The sequence below is a fragment of the Ruegeria lacuscaerulensis genome (assembly GCF_013031245.1).
In the GTDB taxonomy this organism is placed as follows: domain Bacteria; phylum Pseudomonadota; class Alphaproteobacteria; order Rhodobacterales; family Rhodobacteraceae; genus Ruegeria; species Ruegeria lacuscaerulensis_C.
On sequence record NZ_WPZL01000002.1, the window covers coordinates 351,647 to 371,626 of the forward strand.

Below are 19,980 nucleotides of genomic sequence, written 5' to 3' on the forward strand. Positions count from 1 at the left end.
CCCGAAGATGCAGATCACACCCACAAGCGCGCCGAGGCCGAAGGATACGGGGTCAATCATACCTGCGCCTCCTTCCACTCGTCGTAGCGGTCATCAGCGCCGTATTCGGTGCCAGTCTCGTCCTTGTCGAAGTCGTCGGCGCATCCGAAGCAAACGTTCGGGCCAAGCACGTTGAAAACGGCTTCTTCAAACTCAGGCTGGAAGTGGCCGCGCATATGATCGTCACGGTCCAGTTCATCGCCACAGCAACCACAAACAAACGTCTGGGGGATCAAACCCCGCTGGACTTGTGCTGCCTCAATGATCTTGCTGATTTGCATGGGTGCCTCCTGTTTGTGTAGTCAGGTATAGTATAAAGACCACACGCTGACAACACAAAAAATGGTATAAAAACCACAAAGAGGATTGAGCACCTATGCCACTCGAATACAACCTACTGAGTGAGGGGTTTCATCAATGTCCGCAGTTCTGTTAAGTTCTTCTACGTCAAAGCCAAATTTTCTAAAGAGCCTATAAATTTGAGTGGGCATAAGCGCTAATAGGTGCGTGCCTCCGCGTTCTTTGACTCTGTCGTGACAAGACTGAACTATTGTTCTTTGAGCCTCGATTGTAGTTTTGAGCCCGATATCTCTTCGAACAAAGAACCGAGTCGCTTCAAAGGCGTGCGGTCCGACAGGAAGTTCTTCGGGAATAAGTTCTTTAGGGATGCCCGAGATGTTTCCCCTCTGAGCATCAAGCAGCATGTAGGAGTAAGGCCCATAGTTCGGCGCGTCCGTTGGAAGCAGTCTTGCACCGGCGATGCACTGACCGTTGTGTTCGACAATAATGAACTCCGCAAAGGGAGTATCATAGCAATCGAACTCTGCTCTTTCTGAGTGCGGAAGGTTCCACTTCTTGCGGCCGACAAACTCGTCTCGCCGCAATTGAAAGTACTCGTTCCAAAGGTGCCCAGCTTTAGGAATGCTGTGCCAGTCCACAACGTATGCTTGCATGAATAATCTCCCCGAGCGTTTATAATTGTCGGGAGAATTTACTCTAGCGAATTCAGATACTCTATGTACGGGGAATTAGGCGTCGTATGGAACAATATGCTCCAGCATACCGATAGCCTGGGCCGTTGTTGAGACGTTCAGCGTCTTGAATATCCTGGCCTTCATTCCCTTGATCGCGTTCTCTGAAACGCCGCAGGTCTCAGCCATTTCCGCATTGGAAAGGCCGGAAGCCATTAGAACAAGAATGCCTCGTTGTTTTTGGCTTAGGTTACTCTTACGGGCGTCCGATGCGTTAATGATCTTGTTGACGCCATCGCACACAAAACGAATTTCAGCACCTGTTAGCCTTGTGTCTACCGAAACCGAAGAGACTATGCCTTTGTGTGCAAAAGCAAAACCGTCATTTAGTCCGAAATCCCGCGCCTCGTTCATTACCTGGCTTTTGGGAAACATGCTGGCGATCTGCGACCAACGAACTGGTGTCTTTGCATGCAGGGCGGCCGGTGGAAGCGGATCCTTATCAAGATAGTTCTTTGAGAAATATCTGTTTTGCCATTCATCGGGAAAGGTAGTCAGATAATCGACTTCGCCACCATGAAATGCCGTGCCAACCGAATACTTATTAAAACCTAGAGATGAAAGGTATTTTTCAATTTCTCGCAAAACGCTTGTCATGAATATGTCGCTCCGATACTAGAAAAATACTCGTAGGGGTACGTTTCGAAAAAATATGTAGTTTAAAAACCATGCCGACGCAAGATAACATCAAAGAAAAATGCCAAAAATCCAAACTTATTGAGCTCGTCCATAAGGCGAATCATGAGCAGATGGATGAAGTCTACTGGGCCTTAGAGCTTAGTCTTGGCCGAGAACGGCTTGAAGTACTCGTTGAATCCGATCCAGTTCCTCGCCTTCAGCGGTCCTGATCAACTCAATAATGTACTCTTTCTGATCGGAGGTATCCCCTCCGGTAAGTTCCGATTCCGGAATAACTAGTTCCTTAGATAGAGCTCGAATGACGGGCCACCTGGGTAAGCTCTTTCTTCTAATCCCGTTGTAAACGTAAGTGCCTTCTTGCCCTATCGCTAAAGATAGAGCGCGCTTGGAGAGTCCGAGCTCTGTGCGGCGTTTTTCAACCACTTCCCAGAGCTTTTCAGCCTTCTCTTCGTTACTAGCACTCTTAGACACTTGAACCTCTACGTTGCTAAGCGGTGTGTCGCAAAAAAACTAATATGCTGTCAACTCCAGCCCTTAGCGCATCAAACAGGCCCGTACGGGTACTTTTCCAACCTTTATAACAGAAATTCTTGTTGATGCGGTGTGGTAAAAAGACTATGCCTAGCGGTATGAGTAATGGTAAAAAAACCTCAGATAAGGGTAAAAATCCCTCAAGTTGGCGGAATTTCCCGGATATTCCTTCGTTGGATGTCCTGCGCGCCGACATAAAAAGAGCGTTGCCGAGGCTTGAAGAGCAGGGTGTCACGATGTCGGGGTTGAGCCGCAAGGTGTTCAATTGTCCGAGTCGTCTTCGTCGTTTTCAGGGCGGCGTCATCAAGAACCTGTCGGTCCCGTCAATTCAATTGCTGATCAAGGAAATTGACCAGCTGTTAGACCCGGAACCCCAGCAGGCCGACTCTGACGAGGCCGATAACACGTCGGAGTAACGGCGTGGTTGCGGGGGCATTCAAGCATGTAGGTCAGCAAGATTTCACGGGCGGCGCGGTTACCTCGGCGCTTAGGGTCCTAAAAAGGGGGGCGGGATCGTCCGTGGAAGCCCCCCGATCTTCCCTGTTGGAACTTGCCCGGTGCCTGTCGGTGCCGGGCTTTTTCATGCGTGCGGCTAAGGAACCGGGCCGCGGGGGCAATCCGGTTTCTCAACAAGCAAAGGGTGCGGTCGTGTTCAACGGGGGCTTTGTCCCCCGGACCAACCCGTGAAAGGACGAGCAATGACGGAAGTGTCCGAAGGCCAGCAGGTCCGGAAGGCCTATGACGGCCCAAAGGTCGAGCATGATGCGCTGATCAGTGAGTTGGAGGCCCGCATCCGCGAGGAACATGCGCGCTCTAGCGATGCCAGCGAGTCATCGGCCAAAATGAAGAAGTTTTTGGACGAGACGGAACTGAATAGCCAGGCTGTGAGCTGGGGCAAGACCATCTTGAAAAAGCTCCCCAAGAAAGACGGCCAGACCAAGGCTATGGACGTGATCCGTTCGCTGAAAGAAATCCTGCCAATGATCGAAAACCACGTCGCAGGGCAGGGCACCGGCGAAATGGATCTGGAAGGCCCGCAGGAAGATACCGAGACGGACGAAGAACCGATCGAAGAACCGCAGCCCGAGGTTCAGGACGAAGAGACCGAGGATTTCAACAACGCGGTAGACGCCAACATGGGTGACGACGTTGTGACGCCCATCGACTTCCTTCCGGGCGGTGATGCGGCATGAATAGCGAAATGATGAGTGCAGCCCTAGCCGCAAAGAATGCTTGGGGAAAGCGTCGTACGAACCGCTTCAAGGTAGTGAACGGAAAACGCTACCAACTTCATGCAACTCGCGGGTGGAAAGCAGCGTGAAAATCCTCGCGCTGGATATCGCCACCAACACAGGGATTTGCGTCGGTACACCCGGCGCGGACCCCAAAGCATGGTCTGTGAACCTTGGTCAGGCACCGGAAGCCCGGCGGTTGTCCAATGCTCTCAGGATGGCCCACGGGCTGATCGAGACCCACAAGCCCGATCTGATCGTTGTTGAGGCCGCTATCGGCGGGAAGAACGCCAGCGCCTACCTGACGAAGCTGCTGGGCTGTGTCGAGGGCTGTGCCTACAACCGGGGCGTAAATCTGGTCTCGGTCTATCCGGCAACGGTGCGCAAGCACTTCATGGGCAAGGCAAAAACCTCCCGAGATTTCCCCCACCTGAAACCGGCGAAAGCCAAGCAGGCGATCAAAGAAGAGATTGCCCAGCGGTGCCGTTTGTTGGGTTGGGATGTGCCTGATCTGGACGCCGCAGACGCTGCGGCAACTTGGGATTGGGCGTGTGCAACACAGGTCAGGGGCTTTCAGGCAAAGCCGACCGGCGAACTATTTTCAAAAATCAGAGGTACGAGATGAGGGAACGTAGCAGGCGATCACAACGGCTTTATGCCGCTATTCCGAATGCCGCCTTGCGGGATGAAGATATATCCATCGAGGCGCGCGGTTTGCTGGCGCTTTTGATGACCTATTCCGACGATTGGGAGTTCAACAAAACCCATTTGCGCAATGTCACAGGTATGGGCCGGGACAAGTTCGAAAAAGCAATGGGTGAGCTGCGCGCTGTCGGTTACGTCGTGTTGGTTCAGAACCGTCTCGAAAACGGTCAACTGGTTGGATCGACGTGGGTTATTCGTGATGACCGAACCCCTGAAAATCCGGGTGTCGGCACCGAGGCCCTGAAAAACCGAGGCCCTGAAAAACCGAGTCCCGGTGAATCCGCACACATAAGAATAACAAATACTAAGAAAACCAAAATACAAGAATCCCCCATACCCCCAGAGGGGGCTGATGATCTTTTCTCAGCAGATGCAAAAACGGTCGAAAAAGCGGACACGTCGGATTCTGTCGATGAAGGGTTCAAAGAATTCTGGGGGGAAATCTGGCCGAGTCACAAACGGAAGGCTGGCAAAGCTGATTGCAAGAAAGTCTATCTTTCCGCCTGCCTCGGGAAACACAAGAAAGCGGATTTGATTGCGCCCGAGGAATTGAACCGCTGCGCTCGGGCCTACATCGCGTCTGTCCGTGATCTCGAATACCTCAAGGCCCCGTTGGCGTGGCTGCGTCAGCCAGGATGGGAACCGTTCATGCGGTCTGGGCAGGATCAGCAGCAGTTCAACCATAGCGATTTGAGCGCCCAGCAGGAAATCATGCTGCGGGATGGTCGGTGCCCGCCGTCGATGATGGAAGACGGCCAGCCCAACGCAATGGCTCAGTTCTTTCTCAAGAAATTCGGAGGGCGTGCGGCATGAACAAACCAACTCGACCTGTATTGAGATGGCACGGCGGTAAATGGTTACTGGCCCCTTGGATCATTGATCATATGCCAGAGCATCGCGTTTATGTTGAGCCATTCGGCGGGGCGGCGTCCGTGTTGATGCGCAAACCCCGATCCTATGCTGAAATTTACAACGATCTCGACGGGGATCTGGTCAACTTGTTTGAGATACTCCGCAGCGATAAGGGCGAAAAACTAGTTTCTAATCTTGAGCTGACGCCGTTCTCGGAAACTGAGTTCAAGTCGGCCTATGAAGCAACTGACGATCCAATGGAGCGCGCGAGACGATTGGTAATCCGGTCGTTCATGGGGTTCGGGTCCGCCGGAGCATCGGGACAATCTACAGGGTTTCGCGCGAACTCAAATAGATCAGGAACAACCCCGGCCCATGATTGGTGCAATTACCCTGATTGTTTGCGCCTGGTCATAGATCGGATGCGCGGCGTCGTTGTTCAGTCTCGCCCTGCGCTTGAGGTCATAAGGCAACATGACGGCCCCGAGACCCTTCACTACGTCGATCCACCGTACATGCCAGAGACGCGCGACAGGGGTTCTGACTATCGTTTTGAAATGACGGTCGATGATCATCGCGAATTGCTGGAATTCCTTCGCGGCGTAGAGGGCCGAGTAATTCTGTCCGGCTACCCGACGGAAACGTATGACCAGGTGCTTTCTGGGTGGCGACGGGTCGCCCGTAAGGCGCTGGCTGATGGTGCGCGCGAACGCACTGAGGTTCTTTGGATGAATTTCGAACCAGACGCGCAACAATCACTTTTTGATCAGGCAGGTGTCGCATGATGCACCAAGAGGTTACCGCATCCGCCCTGTTCTCGGTCGAGGCCGAACAGCAGCTTTTGGGCGCGATCCTGAATGACAACACGTTGTTCGATCAGATATCCTCGATGCTACGTCCGGATCACTTCTACGACCCGGTTCACGCGCGGATTTACAAACTGGCGGCCGCGCGCATCGCCAAAGATCACTTGGTTTCCCCTGTGCAGATGAAATCGGATTTTGCTGAGGATGAAGGGGCTCAGCAGCTGGGCGGTCCGACGTATTTTATCAAGCTTTCCGGTGCTGCCGTCAGTTCATTTGCGATCCGAGATTATGCGGACATGATCGTCAAGTTGCATGACCGCCGGACGATGGCCGGTCGCCTAAAACAGCTATCCGAGGAAGTGGAAAAGGGCGGGGACGCCGGGAAAGCCGCATCCGAGTTGGAGCTGTACCTGCACGAGCGCGAGGAACATTCGGACGAACCGCGGACGATGTCGTTCCTCAAGGCTCAAACTCTATCGTTACAACGGATGATTGATATCAAAAACGGGGAACAGGTGAAGGTTCCTTCCGGACTTCAGGCGCTGGACGAAATTCTTAAATTGAATCCAAAACAGTACACAATCCTTGGTGGTTCTACTTCGATGGGTAAAACGGCACTCGCTTTGTCAATAACGTTGGCCGCTGCGAGGGCCGGGTTTGGCGTCGGGTTTGTCACCTTAGAAATGCCCGAAGAGGATTTGGCTAACCGCATCAACAGCGTGATCTCCCAAATCCCGTATAACACCTACACCGATCCTATGAGCGAAAACCAGTTCCGTAAGGTGGTCGAAGCCGCCAAGGAACTCGAAGCCCTGCCGCTGGAAATCTTCTCGGAGCGGGTGCGCGATGTGCCGGCCATTCTGTCCGAGGGCAAGAAGCTGAAGCGCAAGATGAAGCCCAACGGCCCGTTCAAGGGCTTCAAGCTGCTGGTGATCGACTACATTCAGCTTGTCCGGGCCAAGGGTGAAAGCCAGCATGTCCGGCTGGCCGAGGTCGCCAACGCGCTGAAACAGGTCGCCAAGCAGTTGGATGTTCACGTAATCGCCTTGGCTCAAGTCGATCGATCCCTTGGAAAGGAAGAGAATTACCAGAACGCGCGCCCCCGCCTTGCTGATCTGCGTGGATCCGGTGACCTCGAGAACGCGCCAGACAACGTTGTTTTCGTCTTCCGACCCGAATACTACCTGACCCCGCCGCGCTGCATTCCACCAAAAGACCCAGACCAGCGGGCGGATTGGGAAGCCGACTACGACCACTGGAAAGGTAAGGCGGAAATCATCGTTGCAAAGGCCCGTATGGGCAAGATCGATTCCGTCACAGTCGAATGCGACATGACAACCAACGTGTTCCGGGATGTGCCTGACCGTCAGATGGATGCGGGGTTCTGATGGTGAAACGCTGCCCATATTGCGAGGCCGATCTACAGAAGCCGATTCCGTCACCGAAAGATGTTGAGCTGGCGAAAACCCCGAAAGGTGGTTGGACCCGTGACACTCTGCGCGATTGGGGTGTGCCGTGGCCCCCGCCGAAAGGGTGGCGCGACCGTCTGCGGGACATCTGGAAGAGGGCGATGCAGTGAACGTGATAGCAGAGGGTCACCGCATCAAAGACCGTCTCAGGGATGCCGAAACCGTGGATGAGATCGAGCGCATCGCCGATGAAGAACGGGACAAGGTATTGGGCATGAAGGGGCTTTCCGAAGACGGCAACGCGATGTACCACCAGATCAAGAATATGAAGCTGTACCGGCTGCGTATGATCAGGAACGGGGAACCATGTCGAACAGAGAAGCGATCCGCGAGACGTACACGCGCCAGATAGCCCGGTTTGAGGCCGAATTGGCGGATTGTACCGATGATGAGCGCCGCGCCGTGCTGGAAGAGAACCTAGCGATAGAGCGGGCGTTGTTGAAGACGTTGGATGAGAGATAGGGCATGGACCAGTATTTCGCCGAACATTGGGCAGAGATAATTGGCCTTATCGGGCTAGCGATCACATTGTACGGCGCGGGCAAGGCCGCGCTCTCTCTTTACACGACGCCTGTATTGGCGGGTGAGGAAAACGCAACCCGGATTATGTCGAACAACCCAGAAGATTGGAAAAACACGCCAAAAGCGAGGGCTGCGGTCAAGCAATATAAGGCAGCCTTGACGGGATTTGCATGTGTTGCAGTCGGGACATTCCTGCAAGCTCTTCCGCTGGCTATCTCCTTGTTGTTCTAACCCAACATATTGACCTCCAACCGTGATTTGCCCCATAACTTGGGGTGAACACGACCGCCCGATGGTTATGGGCGTAAAAGACTGGATCAAGAAAGCTGAGGGCAACGGGTGGCGCGTCCACTCCGCCGACAAGCTTGTGCTGACCCTGCAATGTTGCAAGCAGGGCTGCGACAACCGTATCAGCATGCCTCTGGATAACCTCGGCCCGGAACCGGAGCCTTGCGATCAGCCGCATCAATTCCAATATGCCGCCGCAACATTCCAAGCATACGAGAACCTAGTAGAGCAGTTGATCCGCCGCAGGCGGTCCCTCGGTCTCTCACAAGAGGACGTATGCGCGGCTGCGGCCCTTGCTGATGGTCATGTCTCCAAACTCGAAGCCTTCCACCGCATCGGCCAGCTTCCCACGCTGCAGCTATGGGCCGACACCCTGGGCTTGTCCCTCACTCTCTCCCCGGCACCTCTGCCAAACGCCACAATCCGCGCGATAGAGAACCGGCCCGCGCCCCTCCAAGACAGAACCTCCAAGCCACGACAAAAGAGGCTTTTCGATGACCCATAAACCGCCAGCAAAGCAGAAGCGCACCCGGAAGCCCCCCAAGCCCCGTATAAGCGCCGAAATGAAGGCCGTAATCACACACATGGCCGAAACCGGATCATCCCTAAACGATAGCGCAAGACACTGTGAGATGAACGTAGAAGCCGCGCAGCGGGCTTTTAAGCGCCCTCACGTCAAAAGAGCCTTTAATCAACTGGTTAACGCTATACGGGAAAATGCAGCACAATCAGCGTACTTAGGCATCGTTCACCTCTCTAACACCGCAAACTCCGACCGATTGAAGTTCGATACCAGGAAGTGGATTGCAGGTGTTGACGGTATCTCGCCCGTGCAAAAGGTCGAGGGCAGGCACCATCACAACGTCCAATTCGGGGGTTTTGACTATGGAGAAGAGGAGCCCATCGACGTCACGCCCGAGGATGAAGAGAACCAGTGAGGCACAAGATGTTGTGTCAGGCTGGCCATTTGCCGACGCAATACAGCTAAGCCATTGAAATATAACGATCCCAAAAGCACTATAACCGTGATTATGTTAAGAGCGCGCGATTGAAGTAGGAATGGGTGGGGGTAGGGCACGCATACGAAGGGACCACCCCCGTACCCCCTTTGGCACATCGATATGGCGACCCCGGCCCGAAAAATCCCGCGCGCACATATCCATCCAAGCACCACATCTCTCTCAAGCCTGCTTTTAGGTGGTTCCCATTTTTTTGTTGGGAAATTTTCCAATCGAATATGCGTTTGCTCAATCAGATATGCGTTTGGGTGCTGTGCATTGGTCAATCGGATATCTGATTGCAGGTTTGGGTCCTGAAACAGATATGTGATTGGGGCCTCAGTTATGGCGCGTGAGAAGATCGGCGATGATGTGATGCCGGTGAGATTTCCCGATGGGACGTTTGACCGGATCATGAAGATCAACCCGAACCGGACTGAGTTTATCCGGAAGGCTGTGGCTGACGCGTTGGCGGCTGTTGAGCGGGGCAATATGCAAAAACCGCATAGTGCTGAACCGGAGGTCGAAAAGCCGATCTCGAAAAAGCCTCCACAGCCGAAAAAAAATTTCGACGGGAAACCCGTAGATAAGGATGAGTTACGTCCTGATGCGCGGGTGTTGCTGGGGCAGGTTCGGCAGAAACGATGGACTTCAAAGCAGCATGAAAAGGCGCTGGGTTGGCCGGGGCTGCGGTTTCCTCGGGCTGAAGGTGATCTATTCCAGGCGAAGCTGATCAAGGTCGAGGACGGCATTCTTGTCGCGGCGGGTGAGTGATGGGCGTTGAAGATATCCAGACACTCGCCCGGAAATGCGCGCAATCTGATCTGAACATGCGGCAGGCCCGTTATTTGTTCGATGCCTTGTACACCTCGGACGCGATCAAGCTGGCCGGTGGCAACTCCGCGAAGGCTGCGCGCAGGGCCGGAGTAGGGCGCGAGGCTCTTTTCCGGATGCAGGTCAGGGGCACTGTTAAGCTGCCGGAGACGGATCAATGAAGGTTGAGCGCGTCCGATACGTCCCTGACGGGGAAGTTCTCACCGATTTCTTCAATGACAGATCGCCGGTTTCCATCATTCAGGGTCCGGTCGGTTCGGGTACATCCACGGCCTGCTGCCATAAGATGTGGCGGATTTCGATGGAGCAAGAGCCCGATCCGCTGGGAATTCGGAAAACCCGTTGGCTGATCGTCCGAAACACCTTTGACCAGCTCAAGCAAACCACTCTGAAAACGTGGTCGTTCTGGTTCGTGGAGAAAGCGCGACGGGCGTTTGGCGACGTTAAAATGTCGAACCCGCCGGAACACCGGATCAAATGGGACCTACCCGACGGCACCACCGTTCAGGCCGAATTTATCTTCCTCTCTCTGGATAGCGAGGATGATGTTGCCAAGCTGTTGTCGATGGAATGTACGGGGGTCTGGTTCAACGAAGCCCAGTTCTCGTCCAAGGAAATCTTTGACGCCGCGCATTCCCGCGCGATGCAGGGTCGATACCCACCTCTCATGGACGGCGGGCCGACTTGGAAAGGCGTTATCGCTGACCTCAACGCGCCACCAGAAGGGCACTGGATACCGTACCTGCGCGGAGACGTCCCGTTGCCGCTGGAATGGGATGATGACCAACGGCGGGAATACGAGCGGCCCGATGACTGGAAGTTCTTTGTGCAGCCGCCCGGCCTGATCGAGACATTCGAGAACGGGCGCCTCACCGGATACAAAGAAAACCCTGCGGCCGAGAACATGAAGTGGATTCCGACGTCCTACCTTGATCTGATCAAGGGCAAGGCCAAAACATGGATCGATACCTATGTGATGAATCGGGTGGGATTGTATCGCCAGGGTAAACCAGTCTTCGAGAGTTTCGTTCCTGAAACCCATATCTCGAAGCAGGCCCTGCGGTATCAACCCGAATGGCCGCTGATTGTCGGGCTCGATTTCGCGCGCAACCCCGCGGCGGTGATCTGTCAGTTGATCCGAGGGCAGATGTATGTGCTGGACGAGTTCGGGATGGAAAATGTTTCCGCCGGCACATTTGCGCCGCTCCTGAAGCAGCGGATCATGCAGAAGTTTCCCGGCGTTCTCAAAAACATGACGGTCAATCTCGATCAGGCGAAAACCCGGTATTCGAGTATCGCCGAAATGGAGCGGGATCTGCGGGAGCAGGCGGAAACCAACACGATTAAATTCTGGGGCGACCCAACCGGGGGATCAAAGGGGCAGGGCACCGACTACACCCCGTACCTGATCTTTGCTGCTCACGGGATGTCTGTGGCCCCGGCACCGGGCAATAACGCGATTTCCATACGCTTGGAGGCCGTGGATAGCCTTTTGAACAAGATGATCGACGGTTCCCCTGCGCTGCTTCTGGACCCACACTTGCGCACGTTGAAGGCCGGTATGGCGGGTGCCTACCACTACGCCAAGGTCAAAGGGCAGTCCCGGTATCAGGAAGAACCGTACAAAGACCGGTTCTCAGATTTCTGTGATGCCTTCCAATACGCCTGCCTCGGCGCCGGTCTTGGGTTCCAGGCGCTCAACCCCAACGCCTCGGCAGCGCCCAAACCGAAGAAGCGCGAGAAGAAGCGGTACTCGCTGAAAGGTCGCCGATGAAACCTGTTGTTTGGCACGTCATCTTTCACAGGCGGGAAAAACACCAGTGGTGGGCGCGGCGGTACGGGCATGTTTCGGTTGTTGGATTTGTCAACGAGACGTGGATGCATCTCGACCTGAACCGATCGGGCTTCATTGCCGAGGCGTTTTTCTCCTACGATGAGCGGCAAGAATTTCTGAGCAAGTGCCTTTGCTACTCGGATGTCGTTCGCGTTCCGGTGCTTTCAGAATCCCGTTCTCATTTCATGCGCCCGATGACTTGCGTGAGCTTTGTGAAACAGGTTCTCGGGCTGCGTTCGCGTGCATTGTTGCCTGACCAGCTGTTCGACACTCTGACCCAAAATCATGGTGCGGAGTGGTTAAATGAACAAACCGAAAGCCCCCGAGGAAACAGCGGAACAAAAGGCGCAACGCCAAAGGGCGCAAGCTGATAACCTGCGCGCGATCCAAGAGGATGTTTCTGACCGCACCGTAGGTTTCAACCGTCAAATTCGCCAATCTGGCCTTTCCATCGTCAATCCCAGAAGCCGCCGCGCCAGCCGCAAGTCGATGATGTGATATGGACGAGTTTGACAAGCGATATGCGGCGGCCAAGGAGATGCGATCTGATCGCGTCGAAGAGGACGGCTATGAGGTCTACAAATTCTGCTTCAACGGTCGTGAGGATGAGTGGGTGGGCAAACGCGGGGCGAACCGTGAGCCCGCGGAGATTTTCGCCGATGTCGTCGCCAACGTAGCCGAAGATTTCTACGGCGATCTGTTCCACACGATGACGCCCGAGAATGAGCCTTGGGTTGGGTTTCAGCCAGGTGTCGCGATCCCCGAGGAAGATGTTGATTCCGTTAAGGAACAGATCGAGGCGCGCGAAAAGAAACTGGAAAAGTCGATTCAGGCGTCCAACTACTACGACGAAGGCCCGACGGCATTTCAGGACGCGGTATTTGGTACGGTCGCGCTCTGGGCGGATCGTCCGTCACTGTCCAGCCCCATTGTGTTCGAGGCGGTTCCTTGTTCCGAAATCTATTTGATCCTCGGCCCCAACGGCATTGAGGATCGGTTTCGCCGGAAAAAGTACTACTACCGTGATCTCAAGGTGCTGTTTCCGGACGCAAACTTCCCAAAGAAGCTTGAGGATAAGATCAAGAACGCCAGCCAAACGGCAAAGGCCGAGGTGATCCGGGGGTTCTGGCGTGATTATTCAGACCCCGGCAATCCGGTCTGGCGGCAAGAGATCAAGATCGACAAGCAATCGGTGGGGCTCGCCAAAGAGCTTGGCCCGGATGGTTCGTGCCCCTTGATTGTCGGCCGTTTCAATGCGGTGCCCAACTCGCCGTGGGGCAGGGGGCCAGCGCGCCGGATGCTGCCCACTCTGCGAGTGTTGGATGAACTCACGCGCATGAACCTGGAGAACATGGATCACACGCTCGATCCCGCGATTGTCTACCCGCACGACGGCATTCTCGATCTATCCGATGGACTTGAAGCGGGTATCGCATACCCGAAGGCGCCGGGAAACGGCAACGATATCGAGCGGATCGGCGGTGGAGATCTGGATTACGGGTTCTTCACCGAGGAACGGATCGAGGAACGTGTACGGGACGGTTTCTATCGGGACTTCCAGCAGCGCGGCAAAACCCCTCCCTCGGCTTCTCAGTACATGGGGGAAGAGCAGAAGCAGATCAGGCGTATGGCGCGGCCTTCTGGCAAGCTCTGGAAAGAGTTGGGGGTTGGTGTCCTCAAGCGCGTGGAATGGCTGGAAACCCAATCAGGCGGATCGCTGGAAGGTGAGAAGCCTATCACCATCAATGGAAATGCGGTCACGATCCGGCCGATTTCCCCGCTGGAACGCGCGCAAGCCCGGGAAAAGGTGCTTGTCGCCCAGCAGATCATGGGCATCGCGCAAGAAAACCTTGGGCCGGAACAAGCGGGTCTGATGATCGACGGCCCCGCCACCATCGAAAACATCAAGGAAGTGATGAAAGACAAAATCGTCAAGGTGCGGTCGCAAGAGCAAATCATGCAGATCGCCCAGGCGATGCAGGCACAGGGGGCACCAAGTGAGCCGCGCGGTTGAAAAAGTTAAGGCCGACATGCGGCTCAACAGGTCCAATGCGAGTTTTCTTCAGAGGTATCTGGCTTGGCTGAGATCGGAAAACCCGGATGGTGCTGACCTTCTCGAAGCCGATCTGATCGAAGTCTTTTCCGATGAAAAAGGGCTTAGGGTGCTGAAATTGCTTGAAAAAGCGGTTGTGAAATCTCCCTGCCCAGACGGTTCTGATGACCGTGCATTGAGAGAAAAGAACGCCGTGATGAATTTTGTACTCGATATCGAAAGGATCGTTTCCAATGGCTAACCGACTGCAACAACCCGTAAACCCTTATGATCCCGCGTGGGTCGAATACAGACGGCAGAACCCCGGTCTGCGCCTGTCGCTCAGCGCCGCCGACCCCTCGGATACCGGCGGCGGTGACGGCGGGGATGGAGGCGATGGCGGTGCGTTGCAGGCCGACTATTCCTTCATCCCCGACACCTTCAAGAAGGAAGACGGCACCTACGACACCGAAGGGTTCAGCAACCAGTTTAACGAACTGTCCGCGTTCAAATCGCAGCATGACGAACGTATCTCGGCGCTGCCCCAGAAGGCCGAAGACTACGCCTTCAAGGTCGGCGAAGGATTTCAATTCCCCGAGGGCTTCGACCCCACGGAATTCCAACAGCCGGTATTGGGCGAAGATGGCAACCCGGTCATGGTCGATGGCAAAATCCAGATGCGGGAATTCGACGTCAACGACATGATCGACGCCAAAGACCCGGATTTGCCCGCGCTGCAAGCGGTTCTGCATAAGCACCAGGTGCCGCAAGAACTGATGGGTGAACTCGCCGGTATTCTGGCCGGGCGCGAACTGCGCGGCATGATCGAAGCCAGCAAGGCCGCCAAGGAAGAAAAGCAGGCTCTGGGCCCGGACGCACAAACCCGCATTGATGTGGTCAAGCGTTCGCTGTCAGCCAAATTGCCGGAGGCGCAAGCCAATGCTTTGGCGGATGACATCACTTCCGCAGACACCCTGCGCGCAATCGAAGCAATATTGAAACCCGGTTCGGCGCCCGTATCCCCGGCGCCCGGCAACGGGCTAGACCTCGACAACATGACGCCGAGGGAAATGATCGAAGTGGGGATGAAACAGCAAATGGCAGGCAAATAACAGGAGCATGAAACATGGCTGATGAACTGATTACGCTGCCGGAATATGCCAAGGGTCTCACTGACCCTCTCTCCCGAGGCATGATCCAGCAGTTTTCTGAAACCTCCGACATTCTGTCGCGCATCCCTTTCAAGACGGTGCAGCAGGGCCGGAACGTCTTTGACCGTAGCACCGCGCTTCCCGCGATGCAGTTCCGCGGTCTTAATCAGGAACCGGAAATCTCGCACGGCGAGACCGAAGAATTCCAGGATCACTGCGCGCCGCTCTCCGGTTTGCTGGAAGTTGATCGCTTGAAAAAGAAGCGGTACGGCGAACGCAAGATGGTGCAGGACATGCAAGGTCAGATGATCAAGGCATCTGAACTGTGGACCCAGACCTTCTTTGATGGCGACACTTCTTCGGAGCCCCGTGAATACGACGGCCTGAAGCGCCGCCTGACCGATCAGGGCACCGGGTCCGTTGATGGCACCAATAAGGTTTCGCGCCTGATCGCCAACTCGGTTGCATCCGGTGGCGGCGCTCTGTCGCTGACCAAGCTGGATATCGCGATCCGCCGGGTGGCTCGTCCGAACGCGCTGATCATGTCACCGCTGATGCAGGTCAAATTCACGCAGGCAATGCGCGACACCAACCTGACCGGCCATGTGATCCACTACGAACAGGATGCCGGCAACCGCGTTCTGATGTACGGCAAGCTGCCGATTCTGACCGGATACGATGTGTCCGAGACGGACGATATCCTGCCGTTTGATGAAGTCGGCCAGGGTGGCGGTGCCGCTCAGTGTACCTCGATCTATGTCGCCTCTTTCCGCGAAGATGGCGTATGCGGCATCCAGACCGCACCGTTCGAGGTGGTTCCGCTGGGTCCTACCGACCGCGGCATCTTCCACCGCAACCTCGCGGAATGGGATTCCGGCATCACGATTGAGGACAAATATTCGGGCCTGCGCCTGTCTTCGATCACTGACGCCGCAATCGTGGCATAAGGAGGTGAACCCATGCTGAATAGCCACGCACGCGCCTTTGACACCCGTCTCGAGCATCGCGCCGCCGGATCGGCCGCGCTGACCGCAAACACCACCATCGACACACATACCCAGCGGGCGAAAACTCGCACGGAATATGTGACGATGCTGCGGGTGGAGAGCATCAAAATCTCGGCGAGCAACGAAGAATACCGTTTCGTTGTCGAGGTCTCCAATGATGGCTTCTCCACCGTGGAAACTGCGGCGATACTGTCGCTTGGGGCCACGGCAGCCCGTCTTGGTGGTGGACCTGACAACGCAGCTGGTGACGAATACCAGGTGCCTTGGTTCACCGAGGTCAACGGCCAGTCCTACAAAGACTGGCGGGTCCGTCTGGAAGTCGCCGGTACGGCTCCGTCCATCGGCTTCTCGATGAACTCGGCTTGCTGAGGGGGGCGACATGAAGAAAGCAATCATTCGTCCCGTCGCCAAATGTCCGGAAGGTGTTTCGGCCGCTGACCACGCCAAAGCCAAGTCAAAGGGTGAGATCGAGGTCAACTATGTGACCGCCATCGAAGCCCTGAAAAACGGCAAGGGTCTCTATGAACTCAAGCCTGAGCCGAAACCGCAGGTTGAGATCGTGGGCTTGAAAGAGCCGGAAGAGATGTCGCCCGAGGAACTGGTGCAGGAAATGACGTCGCACGGTAAACCGCCACGCAAGCAGATGTCGCGCTCGGCGGCTGAGAAGTTTGTTCGGGAACTGCGTGAGAAGGCCAAGACCTTCATCGTAGACGACGAATAATCGGTTAGCATATCGAGCAGAAGGGGCGGCTTCGGTCGCCCCTTTTTACGTGCATTGTTGGGATTTTGGCTCTGCCTCAATCTCTGGCCATGGCAGTTCGTTCGAAAATCACCCTCTTTAACGCAGCGCTTCTCCGGACGGGGAATGACCCCGCAGTTGAAGGCGACGGCTCATTCATCTGGCAAGCCTTGGAGGCGAACTATGATGAGATTGTCCGCGCTGCATTTGAAGAACAGGAGTTCACATTCGGCAAAGCCCGAGTGGAACTTAAGTCGCGCGCTGAAGGGGACTTTGGTTACGACGACGCATTTACCCTGCCTCATGACGTGATCCACGTTCAGGAGGTTTATCTGAACGAGATATCAGCGGCCCGGCTTGGGGAAAGCTGGGAACTGGACACCTCCAAGGGCACGCTGCTGATCGACGCCGACAAGCGAACGGTTGAAATCGAATACATCAAGGTTGGTCTAGAACACACGTGGTCCGGCAAATTTGCTCGAGCAATCCAGCGCAGCCTTGAGGCTGTGATCAAAGATGTTCTGGAAGAGATGGAGGAAAGCCAGGCGCTCGAAAACGAGGCGAGCTATCAACTGATGAAGGCTGGCGTGAAATCCTCGAAGAACCGTTCGGGTGAGAAATTCCGTCGTGGTGGCCGTCTGGTCCGAGCGCACCATGGATACCCGAGGCGCTGATGGCCCGCGCTAAGGAGAGAATAACACAGGCCGACTTCGGAGTTGGTCAGGTGCGACCGGAAGCGGTTGAGCGCGATGATACCGTGTTGATCGAGCGGAGTATGCGGGAATGCCGCAACACGATCACGCTGACCACCGGCGCTTTGGAGATTAGGCCGGGTCTGGTCCACCTGAGTTCGACCAATTCCTATTGGGGTGTGGAGGTGGATTTGGGTTCTGGCCGGGTCTACGATTTGCATATCAAAGCAAATGGGTTGGTTCTCTACAACGCTGACGGGTCGGTTGAGACATCCTTCAACGGTGTCGACTGGACCTCTGTCCCCGGCGTCTGGGGCAGCCCGGCGTTCACTTCTATGAAGTTCTGGGTGGTATCAGATCCGGATTCATCTGCGATCTTTATTGGCAGCAAACACACCCCGATTTATGCGCTGGTCCATAACGGAACAATCTGGACGCTTGGGCAACTGAGTTTTGCGACCGCACTGAACGGCGCGATCCAGCAGCCTTATTACCTCTATGATCGGGGCTCATCTATTCAGCCATCGGCGCGCACAGGTTCCATCACGGTCACTGCATCAGATTCAATCTGGACGTCGGCTCATGCAGGGATGTCGATCCGATACGGCGGGCGAGAAATAACACTCGATAGCCTTGTCTCGTCCACTGTGATGAACGCGACGGTGGTTGAAGAACTCGCCCCGACCTATGATCTCGTGGTTGCCTCTTCGTCTGGTTATCAGTTGGGCGAAGCGGTCGAGCATAGCACGCTTGGCGGGAAGGGGCTTATTACCGGCATATCCGGGAACACGATCACGGTGTTGGCCACCGAAATCTGGAACGGATTTGCGGGTTCTGGCAATCTTGTTGCCCCCAATGCATCGCAAGCCATCTCGTCCAAGACAGATGTTACTCCTGCGGCTTCATTCATCTGGGATTTGCAGATGCAATCGCCGGTTCATGGATATGCGGGCTGGGCGGAAAAGCACAAGGGTCGTATGTACTTGTGTGATTTCCCTGGGGCACCGCAGTCGTTTGCGGCCTCCGTTGCCGGGTTTGTAGATGACTTCACTATGGGCGAGGCGGACGGCGACGGGTTTGTGGAAACCTTGGGCGCCAACTATGGCGGTGACTTGCGGTTTATCCTGTCGGCCGAGGACTTGTTGTTCTTCACCTCCCGAGGTCTCTACTACCAGCAAACGCGCGACGGCAGCGCAGTAACCCCCAGAACCATCGGCCCGGTTCGGTTCTCGAAAATTGGCTGCGCAGACGTCCCCCCGGTGGCTGTTGATGATGGCGCGATTTTCGTTGATTCAGTTGGCCAGCAGATCCACTCAGCATTGCTGGACGGTGATATCTATCGTTCATGGCGCGCGGCGAATATCTCGCAATACCATTCTCAATTGATCAACCGTCCAATTCATCTTGGGGCAACTGCATCCGGCTCGGAATGGCCGGAACAATTCATCTTTGTCACAAACTCAGATGGAACGGTTGCCGTGTGCCAGTGGGAAAAGGATGAGAATATCTTTGGCTGGCGTCCCTGGGATACCAATGGGGAGTTTCTGGCCGTCTACGAGGCTTTCGGAGATGTTCACGCCGTCGTCAATCGCACTTTGAATTCGGTGCCGCAACGCATCCGGGAGCGGTTCGAAACCGGCGTCTACTTGGACTGCACCGCCTCCCTGAAAGTTTCGGACGCAAATCCGGCCGGCGAAACAGGGGTGGACTATTTTGGCGGCGTCACCAAGGCGGCAACTCATCTGAACGGCGAGACCGCCACGGTTTACTTTGAGGGATGGGACTTAGGGGATCGCGTCATTGACGCGGCTGGGGCGCCACTCGATGACAATGGTGATCTGGTGGATTACCCGGATTACGACGGCATCTTGCAGATCGGCCTTATCTTTGTGGTCCGTGCGGTGCCGTGGCCGCGCCGGTCAGCGCAGACCCAGCGGGGAAAACGGTCGGTGAAGCGGACCGTGAAAATGAGTTTTACCGTGCAAGACACCCTTTCGTTCACATATGAGGGTAAGCGCTTCGGCGGGTATCGAGTGAATGAGGATTTGACCTCGCCACCGCCTGTCAGATCGCAAGACGCGGTATTCATAACCGGGGGGCGCAAACCGTTTGAGGAACGCGCGCTTGTAGTCGATCGACCCGGACCATTCCGACTTCTCAAGATCAAATACAGGGTGACGATCTGATGGACCCGATGACGCTTTTCGTAGTCGCTACAGTAGCCTCAACGGCAACTCAGGCCTTCGCCGCAAACGCGCAGGCGATGTCAGATTCAGCCAGGCAAGAGAGCGAGGCTAGGCTGGCAGATACTCAAGCCCTGCAGCGCGACACCCAGGCGCGGGACGAACTGCGCCGGACAATCAGCACAATTCGTTCCTCTCGCGCTGCGAACGGCTTGAGCGCACGGTCCCCGAATGCCTTGCTCTTGGAAAGTGAGGCTCGACGGGTTTCGGATAACGAGCGACTGGTTCAGGTCGCGGACTATCGTCAGCGCGCCGCAAATATGAGGGCGGCCGCAGAAGCATCACGCAGGAAGGGGCGCTTCTCACTGCTTACTGGTGCTGCGAAGGCGACGGCTT

At 55.5% G+C, this 19,980-nt stretch carries 25 protein-coding genes; 22 read left to right on the plus strand and 3 right to left on the minus strand.

The window, feature by feature from the left end:
* Positions 1-56 precede the first annotated feature (56 nt).
* From GOX66_RS04345 to GOX66_RS04355, 3 genes are all read right to left on the minus strand, one after another.
* Positions 57-320: a hypothetical protein gene (locus GOX66_RS04345; RefSeq protein ID WP_170759945.1), complete on the minus strand. Its 264-nt coding sequence runs from the start codon at positions 318-320 to the stop codon at positions 57-59.
* Positions 321-413: 93 nt separating this feature from the next.
* On the minus strand, positions 414-992 hold the full coding sequence (locus tag GOX66_RS04350; RefSeq protein ID WP_170759947.1) for an acyl-homoserine-lactone synthase: 579 nt from the start codon (positions 990-992) through the stop codon (positions 414-416).
* A 75-nt stretch (positions 993-1,067) separates the two neighbouring features.
* Positions 1,068-1,667 carry a helix-turn-helix transcriptional regulator gene (locus tag GOX66_RS04355; protein WP_170759949.1) on the minus strand — a complete coding sequence of 200 codons (600 nt, stop codon included), beginning with the start codon at positions 1,665-1,667 and terminating at the stop codon, positions 1,068-1,070.
* Between the two features lie 671 nt (positions 1,668-2,338).
* On the opposite strand from GOX66_RS04355, the gene GOX66_RS04360 reads away from it, so the two are divergent.
* The 22 genes from GOX66_RS04360 to GOX66_RS04465 all read left to right on the plus strand — a co-directional run bounded on the left by GOX66_RS04360 (position 2,339) and on the right by GOX66_RS04465 (position 19,587).
* Positions 2,339-2,656, plus strand: a complete 318-nt coding sequence (locus tag GOX66_RS04360) for a hypothetical protein (protein WP_170759952.1) — start codon at positions 2,339-2,341, stop codon at positions 2,654-2,656.
* A gap of 282 nt (positions 2,657-2,938) precedes the next feature.
* Positions 2,939-3,433 (plus strand): hypothetical protein, encoded by a 495-nt coding sequence (locus GOX66_RS04365; protein WP_170759954.1) that lies wholly within the window; start codon positions 2,939-2,941, stop codon positions 3,431-3,433.
* Between the two features lie 124 nt (positions 3,434-3,557).
* Positions 3,558-4,097, plus strand: a complete 540-nt coding sequence (locus tag GOX66_RS04370) for a hypothetical protein (RefSeq protein ID WP_170759956.1) — start codon at positions 3,558-3,560, stop codon at positions 4,095-4,097.
* Positions 4,094-4,990, plus strand: a complete 897-nt coding sequence (locus GOX66_RS04375) for a hypothetical protein (protein ID WP_170759958.1) — start codon at positions 4,094-4,096, stop codon at positions 4,988-4,990. Before GOX66_RS04370 ends, GOX66_RS04375 begins: the two co-directional genes overlap by 4 nt.
* Entirely contained in the window at positions 4,987-5,814 is an 828-nt protein-coding gene (locus GOX66_RS04380) for a DNA adenine methylase (RefSeq protein ID WP_170759960.1), read from the plus strand. Before GOX66_RS04375 ends, GOX66_RS04380 begins: the two co-directional genes overlap by 4 nt.
* Complete coding sequence (locus tag GOX66_RS04385) at positions 5,811-7,223, plus strand: DnaB-like helicase C-terminal domain-containing protein (RefSeq protein ID WP_170759962.1); 1,413 nt, start codon at positions 5,811-5,813, stop codon at positions 7,221-7,223. The genes GOX66_RS04380 and GOX66_RS04385 overlap by 4 nt, the downstream gene beginning before the upstream one ends.
* A 127-nt stretch (positions 7,224-7,350) precedes the next feature.
* Entirely contained in the window at positions 7,351-7,656 is a 306-nt protein-coding gene (locus GOX66_RS04390; protein WP_170759964.1) for a hypothetical protein, read from the plus strand.
* 113 nt (positions 7,657-7,769) lie between these two features.
* Positions 7,770-8,057, plus strand: a complete 288-nt coding sequence (locus GOX66_RS04395; RefSeq protein ID WP_170759966.1) for a hypothetical protein — start codon at positions 7,770-7,772, stop codon at positions 8,055-8,057.
* Between the two features lie 61 nt (positions 8,058-8,118).
* The gene (locus GOX66_RS04400; protein ID WP_170759968.1) at positions 8,119-8,619 is read left to right on the plus strand and encodes a helix-turn-helix domain-containing protein; all 501 of its coding nucleotides are present in this window, start codon (positions 8,119-8,121) and stop codon (positions 8,617-8,619) included.
* Between the two features lie 127 nt (positions 8,620-8,746).
* Positions 8,747-9,052, plus strand: coding sequence for a hypothetical protein (locus GOX66_RS04405; protein WP_170759969.1), 306 nt, complete (start codon positions 8,747-8,749; stop codon positions 9,050-9,052).
* Positions 9,053-9,457: 405 nt separating this feature from the next.
* Positions 9,458-9,886, plus strand: coding sequence for a hypothetical protein (locus GOX66_RS04410; RefSeq protein ID WP_170759971.1), 429 nt, complete (start codon positions 9,458-9,460; stop codon positions 9,884-9,886).
* Positions 9,886-10,107, plus strand: coding sequence for a hypothetical protein (locus tag GOX66_RS04415; RefSeq protein ID WP_170759973.1), 222 nt, complete (start codon positions 9,886-9,888; stop codon positions 10,105-10,107). Before GOX66_RS04410 ends, GOX66_RS04415 begins: the two co-directional genes overlap by 1 nt.
* Positions 10,104-11,720: a hypothetical protein gene (locus tag GOX66_RS04420; protein ID WP_170759975.1), complete on the plus strand. Its 1,617-nt coding sequence runs from the start codon at positions 10,104-10,106 to the stop codon at positions 11,718-11,720. The genes GOX66_RS04415 and GOX66_RS04420 overlap by 4 nt, the downstream gene beginning before the upstream one ends.
* 363 nt (positions 11,721-12,083) lie before the next feature.
* Positions 12,084-12,278: a hypothetical protein gene (locus GOX66_RS04425; RefSeq protein WP_170759977.1), complete on the plus strand. Its 195-nt coding sequence runs from the start codon at positions 12,084-12,086 to the stop codon at positions 12,276-12,278.
* Position 12,279: 1 nt separating this feature from the next.
* On the plus strand, positions 12,280-13,794 hold the full coding sequence (locus GOX66_RS04430) for a portal protein (protein ID WP_170759978.1): 1,515 nt from the start codon (positions 12,280-12,282) through the stop codon (positions 13,792-13,794).
* Positions 13,778-14,074, plus strand: a complete 297-nt coding sequence (locus tag GOX66_RS04435; RefSeq protein ID WP_170759980.1) for a hypothetical protein — start codon at positions 13,778-13,780, stop codon at positions 14,072-14,074. The genes GOX66_RS04430 and GOX66_RS04435 overlap by 17 nt, the downstream gene beginning before the upstream one ends.
* Positions 14,067-14,924 carry a hypothetical protein gene (locus tag GOX66_RS04440; RefSeq protein WP_170759982.1) on the plus strand — a complete coding sequence of 286 codons (858 nt, stop codon included), beginning with the start codon at positions 14,067-14,069 and terminating at the stop codon, positions 14,922-14,924. The genes GOX66_RS04435 and GOX66_RS04440 overlap by 8 nt, the downstream gene beginning before the upstream one ends.
* A 14-nt stretch (positions 14,925-14,938) precedes the next feature.
* Entirely contained in the window at positions 14,939-15,910 is a 972-nt protein-coding gene (locus GOX66_RS04445; protein ID WP_170759984.1) for a major capsid protein, read from the plus strand.
* Positions 15,911-15,922: 12 nt separating this feature from the next.
* Complete coding sequence (locus GOX66_RS04450; RefSeq protein WP_170759986.1) at positions 15,923-16,339, plus strand: hypothetical protein; 417 nt, start codon at positions 15,923-15,925, stop codon at positions 16,337-16,339.
* A 10-nt stretch (positions 16,340-16,349) separates the two neighbouring features.
* Complete coding sequence (locus tag GOX66_RS04455) at positions 16,350-16,691, plus strand: hypothetical protein (protein ID WP_170759988.1); 342 nt, start codon at positions 16,350-16,352, stop codon at positions 16,689-16,691.
* Between the two features lie 89 nt (positions 16,692-16,780).
* On the plus strand, positions 16,781-17,383 hold the full coding sequence (locus GOX66_RS04460) for a hypothetical protein (protein WP_170759990.1): 603 nt from the start codon (positions 16,781-16,783) through the stop codon (positions 17,381-17,383).
* A complete protein-coding gene (locus tag GOX66_RS04465; protein ID WP_170759991.1) occupies positions 17,383-19,587 on the plus strand; it encodes a phage tail protein in 2,205 nt (734 codons plus the stop codon). The genes GOX66_RS04460 and GOX66_RS04465 overlap by 1 nt, the downstream gene beginning before the upstream one ends.
* Positions 19,588-19,980: the final 393 nt, after the last annotated feature.

Excerpts from the sequence above, each read along its gene's own strand:
- GOX66_RS04345 (WP_170759945.1), bottom strand. The coding sequence starts at position 320 with ATGCAAATCAGCAAGATCATTGAGGCAGCACAAGTCCAGCGGGGTTTG.
- GOX66_RS04350 (WP_170759947.1), bottom strand. The coding sequence starts at position 992 with ATGCAAGCATACGTTGTGGACTGGCACAGCATTCCTAAAGCTGGGCAC.
- GOX66_RS04355 (WP_170759949.1), bottom strand. The coding sequence starts at position 1,667 with ATGACAAGCGTTTTGCGAGAAATTGAAAAATACCTTTCATCTCTAGGT.
- GOX66_RS04360 (WP_170759952.1), top strand. The coding sequence starts at position 2,339 with ATGAGTAATGGTAAAAAAACCTCAGATAAGGGTAAAAATCCCTCAAGT.
- GOX66_RS04365 (WP_170759954.1), top strand. The coding sequence starts at position 2,939 with ATGACGGAAGTGTCCGAAGGCCAGCAGGTCCGGAAGGCCTATGACGGC.
- GOX66_RS04375 (WP_170759958.1), top strand. The coding sequence starts at position 4,094 with ATGAGGGAACGTAGCAGGCGATCACAACGGCTTTATGCCGCTATTCCG.
- GOX66_RS04380 (WP_170759960.1), top strand. The coding sequence starts at position 4,987 with ATGAACAAACCAACTCGACCTGTATTGAGATGGCACGGCGGTAAATGG.
- GOX66_RS04385 (WP_170759962.1), top strand. The coding sequence starts at position 5,811 with ATGATGCACCAAGAGGTTACCGCATCCGCCCTGTTCTCGGTCGAGGCC.
- GOX66_RS04395 (WP_170759966.1), top strand. The coding sequence starts at position 7,770 with ATGGACCAGTATTTCGCCGAACATTGGGCAGAGATAATTGGCCTTATC.
- GOX66_RS04400 (WP_170759968.1), top strand. The coding sequence starts at position 8,119 with ATGGTTATGGGCGTAAAAGACTGGATCAAGAAAGCTGAGGGCAACGGG.
- GOX66_RS04405 (WP_170759969.1), top strand. The coding sequence starts at position 8,747 with ATGAACGTAGAAGCCGCGCAGCGGGCTTTTAAGCGCCCTCACGTCAAA.
- GOX66_RS04410 (WP_170759971.1), top strand. The coding sequence starts at position 9,458 with ATGGCGCGTGAGAAGATCGGCGATGATGTGATGCCGGTGAGATTTCCC.
- GOX66_RS04415 (WP_170759973.1), top strand. The coding sequence starts at position 9,886 with ATGGGCGTTGAAGATATCCAGACACTCGCCCGGAAATGCGCGCAATCT.
- GOX66_RS04420 (WP_170759975.1), top strand. The coding sequence starts at position 10,104 with ATGAAGGTTGAGCGCGTCCGATACGTCCCTGACGGGGAAGTTCTCACC.
- GOX66_RS04425 (WP_170759977.1), top strand. The coding sequence starts at position 12,084 with ATGAACAAACCGAAAGCCCCCGAGGAAACAGCGGAACAAAAGGCGCAA.
- GOX66_RS04430 (WP_170759978.1), top strand. The coding sequence starts at position 12,280 with ATGGACGAGTTTGACAAGCGATATGCGGCGGCCAAGGAGATGCGATCT.
- GOX66_RS04440 (WP_170759982.1), top strand. The coding sequence starts at position 14,067 with ATGGCTAACCGACTGCAACAACCCGTAAACCCTTATGATCCCGCGTGG.
- GOX66_RS04445 (WP_170759984.1), top strand. The coding sequence starts at position 14,939 with ATGGCTGATGAACTGATTACGCTGCCGGAATATGCCAAGGGTCTCACT.
- GOX66_RS04450 (WP_170759986.1), top strand. The coding sequence starts at position 15,923 with ATGCTGAATAGCCACGCACGCGCCTTTGACACCCGTCTCGAGCATCGC.
- GOX66_RS04455 (WP_170759988.1), top strand. The coding sequence starts at position 16,350 with ATGAAGAAAGCAATCATTCGTCCCGTCGCCAAATGTCCGGAAGGTGTT.
- GOX66_RS04460 (WP_170759990.1), top strand. The coding sequence starts at position 16,781 with ATGGCAGTTCGTTCGAAAATCACCCTCTTTAACGCAGCGCTTCTCCGG.
- GOX66_RS04465 (WP_170759991.1), top strand. The coding sequence starts at position 17,383 with ATGGCCCGCGCTAAGGAGAGAATAACACAGGCCGACTTCGGAGTTGGT.